The following is an 18669-nucleotide window of genomic DNA, read 5'->3' on the forward strand; positions in this document are numbered from 1 at the left end:
CCTGCCGCCAGCGTTCAATCTGAGCCATGATCAAACTCTTCAGTTTACAATCATTGTGATCCTTACTCGTCATCCGAAGATAACAAAAGCGGATCAAACTTGGCTCAAGGTTCAAACGAATTCATTTCAATTTACATTGTCATGACCGCTTGCCTTGATATTTGGTGATTTGTCACCAACGTCAGCAAGCGCCCACATGAATTACCTGATCAAATTGTTAAAGAGCTGTTTCGCTGAGATGACTGCTTGAGCCACCTTACAAACCGTTGAACTGGCTTGCCTCAGCGAGGAAAGCGTATTCTACGCATTTCCTGGTGTTTGTCAATCACTGTTTTTAGCGAATGAAGCGAGCAACAAAACTGCTCTAACCTCCTGACAAACCAAGGTTTTTACACCTTATGCACCGCTGGTAACGCTTGGCGTCCCCGGCAGCGGATGCGTACTTTACGGATTCGCTACCGGGTTGGCAAGTGGTTTTGTAGAAACAAGGGTAAAAAATTTAACTCTTGGGTTTTGCCTTACGCATAATGGCTAAAACAGGGCCTGAAGCCACATAGGCGCCAAACAACAGTAGCAGCATTACAGAGGGTTCAACCGAGATCATTACAAAAGCCAGAACGATGGCCAGCAGCACAACAAAAGGTACCGGCTTTTTAAAGTCGAAATCTTTGAAGCTGTAGTAGCGGATATTACTCACCATCAGTACGCCTGCCGCTGCCACGACGACCAACATCAGCAGTTTGAACCCAAAAGCATCGGCGTCAAAACTATGAAAAGTCCATACACTGGCAGCCACTAGCGCTGCTGCAGAAGGGCTTGGCAAGCCGATAAACCACTTCTTATCGACACTACCGATCTGAACATTGAAGCGCGCAAGGCGCAGTGCTGCGCAGGCCACGTACAGAAAGGCCACTACCCACCCCGTTTTACCTATATCTTGCAGAATCCAGGTAAAGGCAACTAAAGCAGGCGCCATACCAAAGGAGATCATGTCAGCCAAGCTGTCGTACTCAGCGCCGAATTCACTCTGCGTATTGGTCATACGTGCGACACGGCCATCTAAGCCATCCAGCACCATGGCAATAAAGATCGCGACGGCGGCCGAAGTAAACTCGCCATTGATACCAGCCACCACCGCAAAGAACCCAGCGAACAGTGCCGATGTGGTAAATAAGTTAGGCAGTAAATAGATACCCCGGCGACGTATCTTTTTGCCGTCTTCTACGGTCTCCTCGACCACTTCCGTCTCACGCAAGAAGGCGGCCGCCAAGTCTTCATTACCGCCTACTTCTGGCCGATCAGCACTATCAGGCTGAGCACTACCAGATTGAGTGCTGCCTGGCTGAGCAAGATCTGTCTGCGAAGCTCCCTCCTGACTTGGGCTTGAGTTTGGCTGATCTGAGCTTGAGTGCTCTTGATCGCGAGTGTCCTGTGTCATAGGTTTCATCCATTAAAAGTGAAGTCACGGGAACAGTGATCGCTTTCATTCTACACGGTGAGTGCCACTCAGCCAGCCAATTGCAGTTGGACATAGGCAAACATAAGCGTAAAAGCGAACGACCATAAAGCCATTCATAAAAAAACGCCGCCTCCATACAAATCATGGAAACGGCGCTTTTACATCATTTAAAGCATTGCGCTACTCGCACTTAGAGCGACAACACCTTATCGCCCCGAGCAATCCCAGAGACCCCGGTACGGGCGACCTCAAGAATGCCCACTGGTGCCATGGCCTGAAGGAAGGCATCCAGCTTGCCCGCGTCGCCGGTGATCTGCACGGTATACAGGCTGGGCGTTACGTCGACGATCTGCGCGCGGAAGATATCCACCGTGCGTTTGACCTCATCGCGGGCTGCACCCAATGCCTTCACTTTCACCAGCATCAGTTCGCGCTCGATATGGTTGCCTTCGGTGAGATCCACCAGTTTGACCACATCAATCAGCTTATTGAGGTGCTTGGTGATCTGTTCAATCACCCGGTCATCGCCCACGGTAGTCACCGTTAAGCGCGACAGCGACGGGTCTTCTGTAGGCGCTACGTTAAGCGTTTCGATGTTGAAGTTACGCTGGGAGAACAACCCGACTACACGTGACAGCGCACCCGGTTCATTTTCTAACAGAATCGAGATGATATGACGCATCAGGTACGCTCCGTTTTAGACAGCAGCATGTCGCGCATGGCGCCTAACGGCACCTGCATCGGATAGACGTGCTCATGGGGGTCGACCTTCACGTCAAGAAACACCAGCTCGTGCTTGTTAGCAAAGGCACGCTCTAGCGCAGGCTCCAACTCGTCAAGGGTATTGACGGTAATCGCGGTAAATCCATACGCTTCAATCAACATATGAAAGTCCGGCAGCGACTCCATATAGGAGTGCGCGTGGCGCGACTTATAGTTCAAGTCTTGCCACTGGCGCACCATACCCAGCGACGCATTGTTAAGATTGACGATCTTAACGCCTACCCCGTACTGCTTACAGGTGGAGAGCTCCTGCATCATCATCTGGAAGCTGCCTTCACCGGTCACGCACACCACGTCATCATCCGGGAAGTTCTGTTTGATACCCATCGCAGCGGGGAAGCCAAAGCCCATGGTGCCCAAACCACCGGAGGTAATCAGCCGGTTGGGTTTATCAAACTTGTAATACTGAGCGGCAAACATCTGGTGCTGCCCTACGTCAGTGGTCACATAAGCTTCGCCCCGCGTGACGCGACATAGCGCTTCGATCACTTCCTGGGGCTTGAGCACCTCACCCTGCTTGGAAGGCTCATAAAGCTTGCCTTCTCGGTCGGCGCGCCAGCCATCGATCTTCTCCCACCACTCGGTTAGCGCTTCAGGATGGGCGATTTCGTGCCCTTGCACCAAGCTGATCATCTCGTTGATAACGCTGGACGCCGGGCCTACGATCGGCACATCGGCACGCACCGTTTTAGAGATCGAGCTTGGGTCAACGTCTACATGAATGATCTTGGCGGTCGGGCAGAACTTCGACGTGCTGTTGGTCACGCGGTCGTCAAAACGTGCCCCGATGGCAATAATCAAGTCGGCGTGGTGCATGGCCATGTTGGATTCATAGGAGCCGTGCATACCCAGCCAACCCAAACACTGGCGGTCACTTTGCGGATACGCGCCGATGCCCATCAGCGTGGTGGTAATCGGGTAACCCAGCTGTTTGACCAGATCGGTCAAACCTTCGCTGGCTTTACCCGTGACCACGCCGCCACCGGTATAGAATACCGGGCGTTTGGCTTTGAGTATCATCTCAACGGCTTTTTTAATCTGTCCCGTGTGGCCACGCGTAACCGGGTTGTACGAGCGCATCTTGACCTTTTTCGGATAGACGTACTCGTAGCGCTCGGTGGGTGCGGTCATATCTTTAGGAATATCGACCACCACCGGGCCAGGACGCCCAGTCGCCGCTAAATAGAAGGCCTTTTTGAGCACTTCCGGGATTTCAGCCGGGTGACGAATCGAGAAGCTATGCTTCACAATCGGGCGTGTCACACCGACGATATCGGTTTCCTGGAAGGCGTCTTCACCGATCAGATGGCTCGCCACTTGGCCACACAGCACGACCATAGGAATCGAGTCCATGTAGGCGGTAGCAATGCCGGTAACGGCGTTGGTGGCCCCGGGGCCGGAAGTGACCAATACGCAGCCGGGCTTACCCGAAGCGCGGGCATAGCCGTCGGCAGCGTGGGTAGCCGCTTGCTCGTGACGCACTAGGATGTGCTTCACTTTGTCCTGACGGAAGAGTGCATCGTAAATATGCAGCGCTGCACCGCCGGGATAACCATAAATGTATTCGATGCCCTCATCTTGCAAGAAGCGGGCGATCATATCTGCGCCGGAAAGCAGTTCCACTGTATTTCTCCCCTGGAGGTCTCGAGTGCGATCCGTACCCAACTGGGCACGGTGTCGAGTGCGGCGGTATGCCGCTGTCGGCCCTAGCCGACACCTGATGCCAAACCCTGGCAGGAGGCCCGGTTAGGGCCTGCACTCTTATCGGAAGCGAGTGAATTATGTCGACATAAATCACCCGCTCCCTTTCACGGCAGTTCGCCGTGTCGGGGCGTTGGCCAGGTTGGGCGGTTAGCCCAAGCCCGGAAGTCCTTCGGCGGGTAGAGGCCTTCGCCTACCCTTCGCGCGGGAGTTAGGGGTTGCCCGTTGAGTCCGCGCCCGCAAATCAGGAACCGACAAGATTCCATTAGCGCCCTCAGCCTGTCAACCTCCGATCAGGCCAAACGCAACAAAGGTCGCAAGAAGCGATTAAAAAAGCCCCGTCAGCGAGGCTAACGGGGCTTTTTCCCTATTCAATTGCGCGAAATGGCGGGATCAGCCGTAGCATCAATTATGAGCTAAACACCAACTTGCCCTCTGCCGCGTTGATATGGATGGTGTCTCCTGGGGTAAATTTGCCCCCCAGCAGATCCTGCGCCAGCGGATTCTCAATGCGGCTCTGAATCGCCCGCTTGAGTGGCCGCGCCCCATATACCGGGTCGAAGCCCACCACCGCCAGTTGCGCCATCGCTTCAGGGCTGACCTCAAGCTTCAAGTCGTGTTCGGCAAGGCGTAACTTCAAGCGCTCAAGCTGAATACCGGCAATCGCTTGAATTTGCTCTTGGCCAAGCGCGTGGAACACCACCACTTCATCGATGCGGTTAATGAGTTCAGGGCGGAAGTGGTTGCCCACCACCTCCATGACCCTATTTTTCATCAGCTCGTAGTCACTATCTTTATCAGCACTAACGTCACCACCCATGCGCTGGATAATGTCCGAGCCCATGTTAGAGGTCATCACGATCACGGTATTACGGAAATCCACCGTGCGGCCCTGGCCGTCGGTTAAGCGGCCGTCTTCCAACACCTGCAGCAGGATATTGAAAACATCCGGGTGGGCTTTCTCCACCTCATCCAGCAGCAGCACCGAGTAAGGTTTGCGGCGCACGGCCTCAGTTAAGTAGCCACCCTCTTCATAGCCGACGTAGCCGGGAGGCGCACCGATCAAGCGGGCCACGGAATGCTTCTCCATAAACTCCGACATATCGATACGCACCATCGCTTCTTCGGTATCAAAGAGGAAGTTGGCCAGCGATTTACACAGCTCGGTTTTACCCACCCCGGTGGGGCCGAGGAACAGGAATGAACCGTTGGGGCGGTTAGGATCGGAAAGACCGGCTCGTGAGCGGCGCACCGCGTTGGCCACCGCTTCAACGGCTTCCTCCTGACCGATTACCCGCTGGTGCAGCGCCTCTTCCATGCGCAGCAGCTTGTCCCGCTCACCTTCAAGCATTTTGGAGACCGGAATGCCTGTCCAGCGGGACACCACCTCGGCGATCTCCTCTTCTGTCACATTGGAACGCAGCAGTTGGTGGCTGGAGGTATCCGCTTCGCCCTCACCGCTTTCGGCAATTCTTTTCTCGAGCTCGGGAATCTTACCGTACTGAATTTCCGACATGCGGCCTAGGTCGCCCTGACGGCGAGCCTGTTCCAAATCAAGCCGAGCTTGCTCCAAATCGGCCTTAAACTGCGCAGCCCCCTGAATGCTGGCTTTTTCGGCTTTCCAAATTTCATCAAGATCAGCGTATTCGCGTTCTAACTCGTGAATCTGGGTGCTCAGTGCTTCCAGACGTTTCTTGCTCGCTTCATCGGTCTCTTTCTTAAGCGCTTCCCGCTCCATTTTAAGTTGGATCAAGCGGCGATCAAGGCGATCCATCGATTCCGGCTTGGAGTCCAGCTCCATACGAATCCTTGATGCTGCCTCATCGATTAAATCGATGGCTTTATCGGGCAGTTGGCGATCGGTGATATACCGTGTCGATAGCTTGGCCGCGGCAATAATAGCGGAGTCGGTAATATCCACGCCGTGGTGAACTTCGTAGCGCTCTTTTAGGCCGCGCAGGATCGCCACGGTGTCTTCTTCGGAAGGCTCATCCACCAACACCTTCTGAAAGCGGCGTTCAAGCGCAGCATCTTTCTCAATGTACTTACGGTACTCATCAAGAGTGGTAGCGCCCACGCAGTGCAGCTCACCGCGGGCCAGGGCAGGTTTGAGCATATTGCCCGCGTCCATGGCACCTTCGGCTTTACCAGCGCCGACCATAGTGTGCAGCTCATCGATAAACAGAATTACCCGCCCCTCTTCCTGGGAGAGCTCCTTGAGTACCGCTTTCAAGCGTTCTTCAAATTCACCGCGGAACTTGGCACCTGCCAGTAGCGAGCCCATATCCAGCGAGAGCACGCGCTTATCTTTTAAGCCTTCAGGTACTTCGCCGTTCACGATGCGCTGGGCCAAGCCTTCGACAATGGCGGTTTTACCTACGCCCGGCTCGCCGATGAGTACCGGATTGTTTTTGGTGCGCCGCTGCAGCACTTGAATCGTGCGACGAATTTCATCGTCGCGGCCGATCACCGGGTCAAGTTTGCCGTCCAGCGCGCGCTGAGTCAGATCCATGGTGTATTTATTCAACGCTTCACGCTGATCTTCTGCGTTAGCGTCGTCCACCGTGGCACCGCCGCGTAGGCTATTAATAGCCGCTTCGAGAGATTTACGGTTGATGCCCGCTTCTTTAAGCAGCTTGGTAATCGCTGAATTCATTTCCAGCGCCGCTAATAGAACGAGCTCACTGGCGATAAACTGATCACCGCGCTTCTGCGCTTCGCGATCAGTTAAATTAAACAGTTTGATGAAATCACGTGACGGCTGCACTTCACCATCGAACTGCCCCACTTTGGGCAAGTTATCCAACTGCTGCACCAAACCATCACGCAGGCGCGAAGGGCTGCCCTCGGCTTTTTCAATCAGGGCTTTAATACCGGTGTCTTTGGTGTCGAGCAGGGCTAGCAGCAAATGGGCGGGGTCTAGCTGATTATGGCCGCGACCCACGGCCAGCGACTGCGCCTCGGCAATCGCGCTCTGGAGCTTGGCGGTAAATTTATCAAAACGCATGGAATTCCTCCTGGGGTAGCCGTGCGTTTGGACGCACCGCGTGACCCGATAACGTGTCATTAGACGTGCTAAATCACTCTTAGCTTGACAAGTTAAATGGCGTCAGTTCGACGCTTTTCAAGAGGTGGCGGCGTAAACCGATGGCTTAAAGGAGGCTTTTATTAACGTTAATTGATCCAGATCACGCTGGCCATACGACCTGTCTTACCACCATCGCGTCGGTAGGAGTAGAAGCGCGATTCGCAGGCGGTGCAGAAGTGACCGCCGCTAATGTGATTGACGCCCAACGCCTCTAACCGAAAACGCGCCAGCCGATATAAGTCGGCCATGTAATGCCCCAGCCGATAAGGGCTATGGTCAAAGGCGTCAGCGGTATCTGGATGAACGGCAACAAAGGCGCCGTAGACTTCTGGCCCAACTTCAAACTGGGCGTTGGAGATCGCAGGCCCTAACCAGACCAAAATATCGTCAGGATCAGTGTTCATGGCCGCGATAGTCGCTTCCAGCACGCCGCCCGCCAGGCCGCGCCAGCCGGCATGGGCCACCGCCACCTGGGTACCCGCTCGATTGCAGAACATCACCGGTAGGCAGTCGGCTGTTAACACTACACAGGCGTACTCATTGGACGTGGCAATAGCCGCATCCGCATCGGCAGCCTCGGACTGATAACCCTGCTGCACACGGGCGCCATGGGTCTGATTCAGCCACAGCAGAGGCCGCTCATCGCCAACTTCCTTGTGCAGCAAACGACGACACAGCGCCACATGATCCGCATTATCGCCAACATGGGAAGCGGTATTAAAGGCGGCGAAATCACCCTGGCTAGGCCCCGATTCACGGGTCGTCACAAAGGCACGCACATTGGTCGGCGCTGGCCAATCAGGCTCTAAAAGCGTTGGCCGTAAATTAATGGCATCGCTCATCGCATCGTCTCATTATCTTCGCGCAGGTAATCCAACAACATTAACAAATCATCGGGGAGGTCTGACTGAAAGGTTAATGTTTCGCCGCTCACCGGGTGCTTGAAAATCAACTTACGCGCGTGCAAAGCCTGACGTGGAAACTCACGCAGAATCTCCTTCAACGGCTCGGCGGCGCCCGGCGGCAGCTTGGCACGGCCGCCGTACATGGGATCACCAATTAAGGGGAGTCGAACATGCGCCATATGCACACGAATTTGGTGGGTGCGCCCCGTTTCCAATTTGCAACGCACATGGGTATGAGCACGGAAACGCTCAACCACGCGGAAATGGGTAATCGCAGGCTTACCGGCTGTGGTCACCGCCTGACGCTTGCGATCTTTAGAATGACGGCCAATAGGCGCATCGATAGTGCTACCCGACACCGGCTTACCAATCACCACTGCATCGTACTGGCGTGACACGCTGCGCGCCTGCAGCTGTTCTACTAGGGCCGTTTGGGCGGGCAGCGTTTTAGCCACCATCATCAACCCCGTGGTGTCTTTGTCCAAGCGATGAACAATGCCTGCACGGGGCACTTCGGCAAGTGCCGGGTGATGGTGCAACAAGGCATTTAACAGCGTGCCATCCGGGTTGCCTGCGGCAGGATGCACGACCATGCCAGCCGCTTTGTTGATCACCATCAGCGTTTCATCTTCGTAGACGATATCCAGCGCAATATCCTGCGCTTCAAAGCGCGTATCGTCTTCGATGGTCGCTTGAAGCGCCAACACTTCATGGCCATGTAGCTTGGCTTTCGGCTTGGCTTGTGCGCCATCCACCGTCAACTCACCGGCGTTAATCCACGCTTTTAAGCGCTCACGGGAGTAATCACTGAACAACTCAGCCGCCGCTTGGTCTAACCGCGCACCGGCTAACGTAGCGGGTACGCGCTGCGTGTCTTCAACTATACGAGTCATGAAAAACCCATTCGAGACATGTAAAACCTCTTTAAAAGACGCAAAAACCCCAGCAAGGCGAAAAATCAGCCCCAGCATGGAAAAATAAGCGTTTACGACACCCGACGAAACGTCGCTAAGCCTGCGTTTTAAGCCGAGGTGTTTTATAGTGGGCGGACTGAGACCTATTCTACCATTTCTACTTATGGCCATCGTCGCTTTTTGGTGATTGAGGCTTGTTTGCAACGAGGATGATGATGCGCGTTTATTCAGCTGCCAACCGCTTTGGTGCTCTAGCCCTAAGCCTTGCCCTTCTAGCAGGCTGTGCGAGTAACAATACCAGCGAAGAAGAGGAAGATGAATTTGCCGGGGTTCAGGAGCGTGAGCTCTATGAACTGGCCCGCACGGCCCTCGACAGCAACCGCTACCCGATTGCGATAGAGCGCCTAGAAGCGCTTGATACGCGCTATCCGTTTGGCGCACATGCCGAGCAAGCGCAGCTTGAGTTGATCTATGCCTACTATGAAAATAGTAATTGGGAAGAGGCCCGAGCGGCGGCCAGCCGGTTTATTCGCCTTCACCCTGACCACCCGCAAGTGGACTACGCCTACTATCTGCGCGGTCTTTCTGCTTGGCAGGCGGGTCGTTTCAGCCTAGAGCGCCTGCGTCTGATTGATATTTCCAGGCGTGATTTGGGGGCGTCACGAGACGCCTACAATGACTTCCGCGAGCTTATTCAGCGTTACCCGCAGAGTGAGTACGCCGCCGATGCTCAGCAGCGCATTGTCTATCTGCGCGAGTTGATGGCCCGCCATGAGCTCCACGTCGCTGATTACTACCTGCGCCGTGGTGCTTACTTAGCAGCTGTTGAGCGCGGTCGTTGGGTTATCGAAAACTACCCTGAATCCAGCGCCACCCGGGATGCCCTAGCTACCATGGTGGAAGGCTATCAAGGCCTCGACATGGATGACCGCGCCAATGAAGTCCTAGCAGTGCTGCGTGAGAACGCGCCAGATCACGAGCAGTTACAAGGCAGCCGTTTTATTCCCAAGCACTTAGGCAAAAATGATTAAATCACTGCGAGCTCTCAATCGCTAAAAACTGCACAACATCTATCTAGAAAACCACGCCACGGCGTGGTTTTTTTTATTGAAAAAATAATCAAGCAGCTGATTTTAAAAGAGTAAATACAGAGCGGCTGCATATGTTGTACAGCCAGTCATTATTTTCTATACAAAAACTGTACAACAATATATGATTAGATCGTCTTGCATAATAAAGTGCCTTAACGGCACCTAAGGGAGCACTCAATGCCACTTTTTAAAGCACATTCCAGCAACACCAAAATAAGCACGCGTTTGACGCTAGGCTTTGCTGCCCTACTTGGACTGCTGGTTCTGTTAACTGCCGTCGGCATTTACCAAGTCAATAAAATTGACCGCGATTTAGCGACGATCAACGACGTCAACGGAACCAAACAGCGCTTCGCAGTTGACTGGAGAGGCAGCGTACATGACCGCGCTATCGTGCTTCGCGACATTGTGATCACCGCCGGAAATGGCAACCTCAGTTCCTTAGAGAGTGAGATGGAACGCCTGCGTAGCGCATACAGCACAGCCACGACAGGCATGGAGGAAGTGACCAACAAATACGCTGGCACCGCTCAAGAGCAAAGCATTATTAACAGCATCAATGATCAAGCCACGCTTACACGGGATCTTACCGAGCAGGTAATAGCAGCCCGCCAAGCAGATGAATATGCGAATGCGAATGCGCTGCTACTCGAACAGGCAGGACCTGCATACGCCGAGTGGCTTAACCGAATTAATCAATTTATTAATCTTCAGCAGCAGTTAAACGACGCCACCACAGCGACTGCCCGCGATACGGCTTCCGGCTTTCAAATGCAGATGTTGGGGCTAACACTCTTTGCGTTATTGGTCGGCGGTTTGATCGCGGTGTTCTTATCCCGCCAACTGCTACGTGAATTGGGTGCCGAACCCTACGAAGTCAAAGCTTTTGCGGAAGCCATTGGCCGCGGCGAGTTAGCCAGCCAGGGGCAGCTCAAGAAGGGTGATACTCGCAGCATTATGGCGTCACAGGTTGCCATGGCCCAGCAGCTACAAACGATTGTGACCCAGGTACGTGCCTCTGCAGAGGCGGTAGCCAGCAACAGCGAGCAAATTGCTGAAGGCAATAACGACCTATCTTCACGTACCGAACAGCAGGCCAGCGCACTTGCGGAGACGGCCTCTGCCATGGAGCAGCTCAACAGTACCGTAAAACTTAACGCTGAGAATTCTGAGCAGGCCAGCCAAGAAGCTTCCAGCGCATCTAGCACAGCCAAGCAGGGCGGCGAAGCGGTTAATCAGGTTGTTGCCACCATGAACGACCTCAATAAGAGTTCTCAGGAAATCGCGGGGATCATCTCCACGATTGATGCGATTGCCTTTCAGACCAATATTCTGGCGCTAAACGCCTCGGTCGAAGCCGCTCGCGCTGGTGAACATGGTCGCGGTTTTGCGGTAGTCGCCGAGGAAGTGCGTCGACTAGCCCAACGCAGTGCAGATGCCGCGCGGGAGATTAACACTCTGATTTCCAGCAACCTTGAACGGGTTAATCACGGCAATGAACGCGCCGAAGAAGCCAGCAAATCGACCGAACAGATCGTCGCGGCTATCGAGCGCGTAACGAGCATTATGCAAGAGATAAGCCATGCCAGCGCTGAGCAGAGCACCGGCGTGCAGGAAGTGGGTCGCGCGGTGACCGAGATGGATCAGGTCACCCAGCAAAACGCCTCTCTGGTACATGAAAGCGCCACGGCAGCAAACAATCTGCGTCAAAATGCTCACTCGCTGCTAGCCGCCATGCAAGTCTTCAAATTGCCGAATGCACACCAAACCGCACAGCCACCGCGTGCTGCATTGGCAACTGGGCCTGCGCGCGCTAACGCTTCGACCAAGCCCGCGCTACCCGCTGTGAAACGTCAGCAGGCAGCACCTGAGTGGGAAAGCTTCTAAATTAAAAATGGTTTTTAATTAACTATTTAGAGGGATTCGGCTCCTAACCCTTAGGAGCCGTTTTTTATAGCCCTCCCCCGAGATGACGATGAAGCCCACTCAAAGCCTATTGAAGATGTTCCTTCTACCGATCTTAATGGTCGTGCTTCCTGCACTATTATTAATGGCTATTGCCATGGAGGTGCGGGTAACACAATCGCTGAACAACGTTGACAATGTCGTTCAGCTTGCCGCGTTGTTACTGGGCATTGGCATGATGGGTGGGCTAATCGGCGCTGCGTTCTTTTTTGTCTGGCGTAGCAATAAGCGGTTAATGATCATCGGAGACGCTATTTTATCGCTCGCCGAGCGCCAGCAAACATTGTCCGATTTTCAAGCGATCGAGCAGATGAGTCGACAACGCAGTGGTTCTTTGGCACGTATTGCTATCGCGCTAATGACATTTCGAGATGCAGAAAAACAACGTCAGGAAGCCGAGTGTAAAGTGCACCGATTGGCGTACTTCGATACGCTAACCCAGCTGCCCAACTGGCAATTGATGAGAGAGCACCTTCAACATTCGCTTGATACAAGCCAACATAATGGCACCTATGGTGCACTGATCTACCTGGACGTTGACGACTTCAATCGCATCAACGACAGCTGTGGACATCGTATGGGCGACAACCTACTCCAACAAATTGCCGAGCGCCTTTCCGGCTTGACAGCCGAAGGCGCTACCATTGGCCGCTTAGGCGGCGATGAGTTTATGGTGATCATCGATGGCTTAGCCAGCGAACAACTAAAAGCGGCCGAGAAAGCCGAGGCGTTTGCCGAACAGTTACAGCGAACGCTAAGCTCCTGTTACTGGGTGGAAGATAAAAAGCATTTCCTTAGCGTAAGTATGGGGATCGCCCTGTTTAATGGCCTTCAAGAAAGTATTGATAGCCTCTTTCAGTATTCCAACGCAGCCGTTCATCTTGCCAAGCTAACGAGTCCCAACGGGTTACAGTTTTATGACCCGGCAGTGCAAGCCGAACTTGAAGCTAGAACCGAACTGGAATACGACTTGCGTATGGCCATCGAGCGACAAGAGTTTGTATTGGTCTACCAATCACAAGTGGACGGCCTGGGACGAGCTATTGGCGCAGAGGCATTGATCCGCTGGGAACACCCGCGTCGCGGGTTTGTATCGCCAGGTACCTTTATCCCCTTAGCCGAAGAAACAGGTTTAATCGTGCCGATTGGAAACTGGGTACTCGAAACAGCCTGCGAACAGCTAGTTATCTGGGCAAACGACGAAAGTACCAAGCATCTAACATTAGCAGTCAACGTCAGCGCCAAACAGTTCCAACAGCCCGATTTCGTTGACACCGTTTGCGGCGTGCTAACCAAAAGCGGTGCCTCGGCACACCGGCTAAAGCTGGAACTGACTGAAAGCACCATGATCGGCAAAATAGATGACATCATCGCGCGTATGCTCCAGCTCAAGGCGCTGGGGGTTAGCTTTTCCTTAGACGATTTCGGCACTGGCTACTCGTCGCTGCAGTACCTCAAACGGCTCCCTTTAGATCAAATCAAAATCGACCAATCGTTTGTGCGCAACCTGCATAAAGACACGGACGATAAGGCCATAGTGCAAACTATCATTGCCATGGGGCGATCGCTAGGCTTGCAGGTTATCGCCGAAGGTGTAGAAAACCATGAGCACTGGCGCTACTTAAACGAACACCAGTGCCATGCCTTCCAAGGGTATTATTTTTGCAAACCGGTATCCGCTACCGAGATGGTACAGCAAAGCTTAGCCCCGCCACCGATACCCGCTTAATCTTGAGGTAGTGCCCGTCATGGAACAGCACCCGGCTCACTCGCCGGGCTGCCAGCCATTGACGATGGGATAGCGGCGATCGCGACCAAAGCCGCGCGGTGTCACGCGGACACCAATCGGCGCCTGGCGGCGCTTATACTCGCAGCGGTCAACCAGCTTCACCACTTTATAGACGTCTTCAGCGTCAAAACCGCCGGCAATGATTGCTTCCGCGCTCATGTCACCTTCGATATAGCTTAATAAAATAGCGTCGAGGGTATCGTAATCAGGCAAAGAGTCACTATCCTGCTGATCCGGCGCCAGCTCAGCGCTGGGTGGGCGCTCAATGACCCGTTCGGGAATCGCCGGGGATTGGGTATTGCGCCAGCGAGCCAAGCGGTACACCCAGGTTTTATAGACGTCTTTAATAGCATTAAAACCGCCCACCATATCCCCATACAGCGTGGCGTAGCCTACCGCCATTTCGCTCTTGTTACCTGTGGTCAGTACCATCAAACCTTTTTTATTGGAGATCGCCATCAGCAGCACGCCGCGACAGCGCGACTGCAGGTTCTCTTCGGTGGTATCCCGCTCAGTCCCCGCAAAACTCTCCGCCAGCGTACCCATAAAGGCTTCGACCATGGGTTCAATTGGCATGACCTCGTAGTGTACGCCCAACATGTTGGCCTGCTCTGCTGCGTCCTGCTTGGAGATATCCGCGGTGTAGTGGTAAGGCATCATCACCGCCTGCACCCGCTGGGGGCCCAGTGCATCAACCGCAATGGCCAGTGAAAGCGCTGAGTCGATACCGCCGGAAAGCCCCAGCACCACGCCTTTAAAACCGCTCTTGTTGACATAATCACGCAGCCCGGTGACCAACGCGCAGTACAGGCTCTCCTCTGGCTCCACTTCGGGGTCAATCTCGCCGGGCTGGGGTTCCCAAACAGTGGCGCTGGTTTGCAGGAACTGAATCGGCATTAGGCCTGCCTGCCAGTAGGGTGCCAGCACCTGTAACTGCCCATTCGCATTCACACAGCATGAGCCACCATCAAATACCAGCTCGTCCTGACCACCGATAGTATTCACATACACAATCGGACGATTGACACCTTGGGCATGCTGCTCCAATAAGCCCAGCCGCTCAGTGGGCTTATCCTGGTGGTAGGGCGAGGCATTCAAGGTGATTAGCACTTCAGCACCCGCTTCCGTGGCAGCTCTAACCGGCGCGCCATCCCATAGGTCTTCGCAGATCACTATGCCCAGTTTGGCGCCTTTATGCTCATACACCAGCGTCTCAGTGCCAGGCGTAAAGTAGCGCTGCTCGTCGAACACCTGATAGTTAGGCAGTGCCTGTTTGGCGTACTCGGCCTCCCACTGGCCGTTGTAGAGCAGTCCCGCCAAATTGTAACAGCGGCCTTCACGTACGCCGGGGTAGCCGATAATCACCAGCACATCACTAGCGACCTTCGATGCCATTAGCGCGCGGGCTTCACGCAGGCGGGTTTCCATTGAGGGGCGCAGCAGCAGATCTTCCGGCGGGTAGCCCGATAAAAAAAGCTCTGGAAAGACAACAATATCCGCCCCATGCTCAATCCGCGCTTCGCGCACAGCTTCAATCGCGCGTGCGGCATTGCCGGGAATATCCCCGACCAGAGGATCGAGTTGGGCCATTACCAGCGTTAAGTCTTGCATGGGCGTCAAAATCTCTTGAGAATCTTTAAAATGGGGTTACATCGACATAGTCGTATTGTCCCGCAAGGGCCACCAACAGGCAAAGGTTGCGAGGCTATCTCGATGCCTAGCCTCAATGACCAGTACCAATGCATAGCACTAATGCATAGCACTAATTACCAGTGCCAATAACTAGCACCTAAATTCCCACCTTGGGAGACACAAAAGGATGAACCTCTTGATCATTCGGCTGATTATCTTCGCCGTCATATTTTATGCCGGTTTAAAACTCTACGGCATCTACCGGCAACGTAAGCTTGAGCATGAAGCGCAGCATAAAAAAGTCAACCGCCACGAGGGCGGCAAAATGGTGCGCTGCCGCTGGTGTGAGGTACACGTACCTGAGGACGAAGCGCTGCGCGACCAGGAGCAGTGGTTCTGTTCTAGCGCCCATCGTGACCGTTTTCTGCAAGAACAGCAGGATAAAGACGGAACATCTTAAGCTTGTATAAGCCGTTCTGGCGTAAGCTGGTAAGGCGCGGGGTCAATCATTGGCTCGCGCCCCAGCAGTTGATCCACCAGCAAATGGGTCGAGGCAGGCGCCAGCACCAAGCCATTGCGATAGTGCCCGGCATTGACGAAGACGTTACTCCATTCAGGCAGCGCGCCAATAAAGGGGATGCCCGCCGGGGATCCAGGCCTTAGCCCGGCCCACTGGTGTGCGATCGGGCATGTAGCCAAAGCGGGCAAAATGGCTTCAGCGCTCTGCTGCAAAGATGCCAGCGCTTCCTCATCGGTGCTCTTATCAAAGCCCTTCTCTTCCAGCGTAGAGCCAACCAGCAGCAGGCCGTCCGCGCGTGGAATAATATAGCGGCCATCTTTTAACACCACGCGCTGAACGAGACCTTTAGGCGCTTGATAGGCAATCATCTGCCCTTTCACAGGCCTTACCGGCAACTGCACATTCAGCTGGGACAACAGCTGCGCAGCCCAGGCGCCGCCACACACCACAATACGACCCGCTTTGAGTGATCCTTGGGAAGTCGCCACACCTTCCACTTGGCCACTTTCTCTGCCGCCCGGTTGAATAAAACCACTGACCTCACAATGCTCTTTCAGCGTTACCTGGGGCATAGCGGCTAACCGCGCCTTCAATGCCTTGACTAAACGCGGGTTTCTCACGCTGCCTAACGTCGGCATCCATAGCGCGCTGTCACCCGCCATTGCCACGCCAGGCTCCTTATTGAGAACAAAATCTGTGGCTACCCTTTCAAGCGGTTTACCCAACTGACGCGCCCAGCCCAGCGCTTCGTCGGCATCATCCACATTTAGATAAAGCAGCCCCTTTTGACGATACTCGGGGTCAATGCCGGTCTCCTCCAACAAACGCAGCGCCAGCGAGGGGTAAACGCCCTCCGACCAGCGTGACAGTTGCGATATCGCAGCGTCGTAGCGCCAAGGATAGAGCGGTGAAACGATGCCTCCTCCGGCCCAGGACGCCTCTTTACCGCACTCATCCCGCTCCACCAGCGTGACCTGCTGGCCGGCATCGGCTAACTGCAGCGCTGTCATCATGCCGATCACGCCGCCACCAATAATTAAGAAATCGCTCACAACATTGTCCGTTTTGGCTTACATAAAAAAAGCGCATTGTCGCCTAGGATGGCCTATTAACGACGATGCGTTCGCGGCTAGTGACGAGGATTGAGCATAACGCGGGCAATAACAAGGTCAAGTGAGGAGAGGTGATGAGCAGTTTTCAGATCAAGACGCACACCACACCTGAAGGCGGATTTACGCTGCTTGAGTTACTGGTCACCCTACTGTTGGTGGGTATTATCGCTGCTTGGGGGCTACCCAATTTTCAAGCCTTGGGACAGCGAACGGCGCAGACCAGCGCAGTAAACCGATTACAAAGCGCGTTTTCGCTAGCGCGCAATACGGCGATTAGCCAGCGCCGCCAGATTACTGTCTGCCCAGCCTCTGCAAACCGACAGGCCTGTATCAAAGCTTGGAGTGGTGAGTTAATGATCGTGCGGGGAGATAAAACCAACGGCATTACCGAAGATGATATTTTACGCATTGTCCACGCGCAACAAGGCACGCAAGTGGCCTACAGCCGGGGCTGGTCTCGCATCCGTTACAGCCCATTAGGCTATACCAGCGGGTACAACGGCAGTTTTTCCGTTTGTTCAAGTAGCGGCGCCGAAGGCTCACTTGGTAAAAAATTAGTACTCAGCCAGTTGGGACGTTTACGGATTGATGAAGCGCCTATCGACTGTTAATCATTAGGCGCTTCCACTCGTCCACAGCGGTTAGGCAAGCTAGGTTTTACCCGGCGATACCGTCTAAATAGCGCTCAGCATCCAGCGCTGCCATGCAGCCACTGCCCGCCGAGGTAATCGCTTGCCGATAAATATGATCCATCACATCGCCGCAGGCAAATACACCCGGCACGCTAGTGGCCGTCGCGTTACCTTCCAAGCCTGAAGTCACTTTGATATAGCCGCCGTTCATTGCCAGTTGGCCTTCAAAGATGCCCGTGTTGGGGCTATGACCGATGGCAATAAACAGCCCCGGCGCATGAATCTCTTTGCTTGAGCCATCCTGGGTGGATTTAACCCGGATACCTGTAACGCCGGAGTTATCACCGAGCACTTCTTCCACTTCCTGGAACCACTCAAGAACGATTTTGCCTGCTTGGGCTTTCTCAAACAGCTTATCTTGGAGAATTTTTTCCGCCCGCAGCGTGTCCCGGCGGTGTACCAGGGTCACTTTAGAGGCGATGTTAGAGAGATAAAGCGCCTCTTCCACAGCAGTGTTACCGCCGCCCACCACGATGACTTCCTGATTGCGGTAAAAAAAGCCGTCACAGGTGGCGCAGGCCGAAACCCCTTGGCCCATAAACTGCTGCTCGGTGGGCAGGCCCAGGTAACGCGCGCTGGCACCGGTGGCCACAATCAAGGCATCGCAGGTATAAACACCGCTATCACCCTTTAAGGTAAAGGGTTTTTCACCTAGGCTAACCTCATTGATATGGTCAAACAGCACCTCGGTATTAAAGCGTTCAGCGTGCTGTTTCATGCGCTCCATCAACTCCGGCCCCTGGACGCCTTGAGCGTCACCCGGCCAATTATCCACATCAGTTGTGGTGGTCAACTGGCCACCCGCCTGAATACCGGTAATCAGCAGCGGCTTCAGGTTTGCCCGGGCGGCATACACAGCAGCCGTATAGCCCGCAGGACCGGATCCAAGAATAATCAAACGCTCATGACGAGTTTCCATGACACCACCTTGTAAATATCTGACTGATAGCTGTGCTAATAGCGTTATAAAAAATTAGCCACAGAGTCTGCCTGAAATGGCGCCAAGTACAAGCTATTG

14 protein-coding genes are annotated in these 18669 nt (G+C 54.1%); 5 read left to right on the forward strand and 9 right to left on the reverse strand.

The genetic code is table 11. From position 1 onward, the window contains the following. Positions 1–499 precede the first annotated feature (499 nt). The 6 genes from pssA to rluD all read right to left on the reverse strand — a co-directional run bounded on the left by pssA (position 500) and on the right by rluD (position 8829). Positions 500–1438 (reverse strand): CDP-diacylglycerol--serine O-phosphatidyltransferase, encoded by a 939-nt coding sequence (pssA, locus tag A6R74_RS13975; protein ID WP_064235103.1) that lies wholly within the window; start codon positions 1436–1438, stop codon positions 500–502. Between the two features lie 211 nt (positions 1439–1649). After that, a complete protein-coding gene (gene ilvN, locus A6R74_RS13980; protein ID WP_007113940.1) occupies positions 1650–2141 on the reverse strand; it encodes an acetolactate synthase small subunit in 492 nt (163 codons plus the stop codon). Continuing rightward, complete coding sequence (locus A6R74_RS13985) at positions 2141–3865, reverse strand: acetolactate synthase 3 large subunit (protein WP_064235104.1); 1725 nt, start codon at positions 3863–3865, stop codon at positions 2141–2143. The genes ilvN and A6R74_RS13985 overlap by 1 nt, the downstream gene beginning before the upstream one ends. 487 nt (positions 3866–4352) lie before the next feature. After that, on the reverse strand, positions 4353–6950 hold the full coding sequence (clpB, locus tag A6R74_RS13990; protein WP_064235105.1) for an ATP-dependent chaperone ClpB: 2598 nt from the start codon (positions 6948–6950) through the stop codon (positions 4353–4355). A gap of 167 nt (positions 6951–7117) precedes the next feature. Further along, entirely contained in the window at positions 7118–7873 is a 756-nt protein-coding gene (gene pgeF / locus A6R74_RS13995) for a peptidoglycan editing factor PgeF (RefSeq protein WP_064235106.1), read from the reverse strand. Next, complete coding sequence (rluD, locus tag A6R74_RS14000; RefSeq protein WP_064235753.1) at positions 7870–8829, reverse strand: 23S rRNA pseudouridine(1911/1915/1917) synthase RluD; 960 nt, start codon at positions 8827–8829, stop codon at positions 7870–7872. Before rluD ends, pgeF begins: the two co-directional genes overlap by 4 nt. Positions 8830–9065: 236 nt before the next feature. On the opposite strand from rluD, the gene A6R74_RS14005 reads away from it, so the two are divergent. From A6R74_RS14005 to A6R74_RS14015, 3 genes are all read left to right on the forward strand, one after another. Continuing rightward, positions 9066–9881 carry an outer membrane protein assembly factor BamD gene (locus A6R74_RS14005; RefSeq protein ID WP_064235107.1) on the forward strand — a complete coding sequence of 272 codons (816 nt, stop codon included), beginning with the start codon at positions 9066–9068 and terminating at the stop codon, positions 9879–9881. A gap of 237 nt (positions 9882–10118) precedes the next feature. Then, positions 10119–11828: a methyl-accepting chemotaxis protein gene (locus A6R74_RS14010; RefSeq protein ID WP_064235108.1), complete on the forward strand. Its 1710-nt coding sequence runs from the start codon at positions 10119–10121 to the stop codon at positions 11826–11828. An 88-nt stretch (positions 11829–11916) separates the two neighbouring features. Continuing rightward, complete coding sequence (locus A6R74_RS14015; protein ID WP_064235109.1) at positions 11917–13635, forward strand: putative bifunctional diguanylate cyclase/phosphodiesterase; 1719 nt, start codon at positions 11917–11919, stop codon at positions 13633–13635. 36 nt (positions 13636–13671) lie between these two features. Here A6R74_RS14015 and A6R74_RS14020 read toward each other — a convergent pair whose 3' ends face one another. Then, the gene (locus A6R74_RS14020; protein ID WP_064235110.1) at positions 13672–15306 is read right to left on the reverse strand and encodes an NAD+ synthase; all 1635 of its coding nucleotides are present in this window, start codon (positions 15304–15306) and stop codon (positions 13672–13674) included. A gap of 208 nt (positions 15307–15514) precedes the next feature. Here A6R74_RS14020 and A6R74_RS14025 point away from each other — a divergent pair, with 208 nt between their 5' ends. After that, positions 15515–15787, forward strand: a complete 273-nt coding sequence (locus A6R74_RS14025; protein ID WP_064235111.1) for a PP0621 family protein — start codon at positions 15515–15517, stop codon at positions 15785–15787. Here the strand turns inward: A6R74_RS14025 and thiO are convergent. Next, positions 15784–16899 carry a glycine oxidase ThiO gene (gene thiO / locus A6R74_RS14030; RefSeq protein ID WP_064235112.1) on the reverse strand — a complete coding sequence of 372 codons (1116 nt, stop codon included), beginning with the start codon at positions 16897–16899 and terminating at the stop codon, positions 15784–15786. The two genes, A6R74_RS14025 and thiO, sit on opposite strands and share 4 nt — an antisense overlap. 134 nt (positions 16900–17033) lie before the next feature. Between thiO and A6R74_RS14035 the strand changes: the two genes are divergently transcribed. Then, positions 17034–17570, forward strand: coding sequence for a GspH/FimT family pseudopilin (locus tag A6R74_RS14035; protein WP_064235113.1), 537 nt, complete (start codon positions 17034–17036; stop codon positions 17568–17570). Between the two features lie 46 nt (positions 17571–17616). On the opposite strand, the gene trxB is transcribed toward A6R74_RS14035, so the two are convergent. Continuing rightward, on the reverse strand, positions 17617–18570 hold the full coding sequence (gene trxB / locus A6R74_RS14040) for a thioredoxin-disulfide reductase (RefSeq protein WP_064235114.1): 954 nt from the start codon (positions 18568–18570) through the stop codon (positions 17617–17619). Positions 18571–18669 lie beyond the last annotated feature (99 nt).

The organism is Halomonas sp. ALS9 (genome assembly GCF_001651035.1).
GTDB lineage: Bacteria > Pseudomonadota > Gammaproteobacteria > Pseudomonadales > Halomonadaceae > Vreelandella.

Excerpts from the sequence above, each read along its gene's own strand:
- pssA (WP_064235103.1), bottom strand. The coding sequence starts at position 1,438 with ATGACACAGGACACTCGCGATCAAGAGCACTCAAGCTCAGATCAGCCA.
- ilvN (WP_007113940.1), bottom strand. The coding sequence starts at position 2,141 with ATGCGTCATATCATCTCGATTCTGTTAGAAAATGAACCGGGTGCGCTG.
- clpB (WP_064235105.1), bottom strand. The coding sequence starts at position 6,950 with ATGCGTTTTGATAAATTTACCGCCAAGCTCCAGAGCGCGATTGCCGAG.
- pgeF (WP_064235106.1), bottom strand. The coding sequence starts at position 7,873 with ATGAGCGATGCCATTAATTTACGGCCAACGCTTTTAGAGCCTGATTGG.
- rluD (WP_064235753.1), bottom strand. The coding sequence starts at position 8,829 with ATGACTCGTATAGTTGAAGACACGCAGCGCGTACCCGCTACGTTAGCC.
- A6R74_RS14005 (WP_064235107.1), top strand. The coding sequence starts at position 9,066 with ATGCGCGTTTATTCAGCTGCCAACCGCTTTGGTGCTCTAGCCCTAAGC.
- A6R74_RS14010 (WP_064235108.1), top strand. The coding sequence starts at position 10,119 with ATGCCACTTTTTAAAGCACATTCCAGCAACACCAAAATAAGCACGCGT.
- A6R74_RS14015 (WP_064235109.1), top strand. The coding sequence starts at position 11,917 with ATGAAGCCCACTCAAAGCCTATTGAAGATGTTCCTTCTACCGATCTTA.
- A6R74_RS14020 (WP_064235110.1), bottom strand. The coding sequence starts at position 15,306 with ATGCAAGACTTAACGCTGGTAATGGCCCAACTCGATCCTCTGGTCGGG.
- A6R74_RS14025 (WP_064235111.1), top strand. The coding sequence starts at position 15,515 with ATGAACCTCTTGATCATTCGGCTGATTATCTTCGCCGTCATATTTTAT.
- A6R74_RS14035 (WP_064235113.1), top strand. The coding sequence starts at position 17,034 with ATGAGCAGTTTTCAGATCAAGACGCACACCACACCTGAAGGCGGATTT.
- trxB (WP_064235114.1), bottom strand. The coding sequence starts at position 18,570 with ATGGAAACTCGTCATGAGCGTTTGATTATTCTTGGATCCGGTCCTGCG.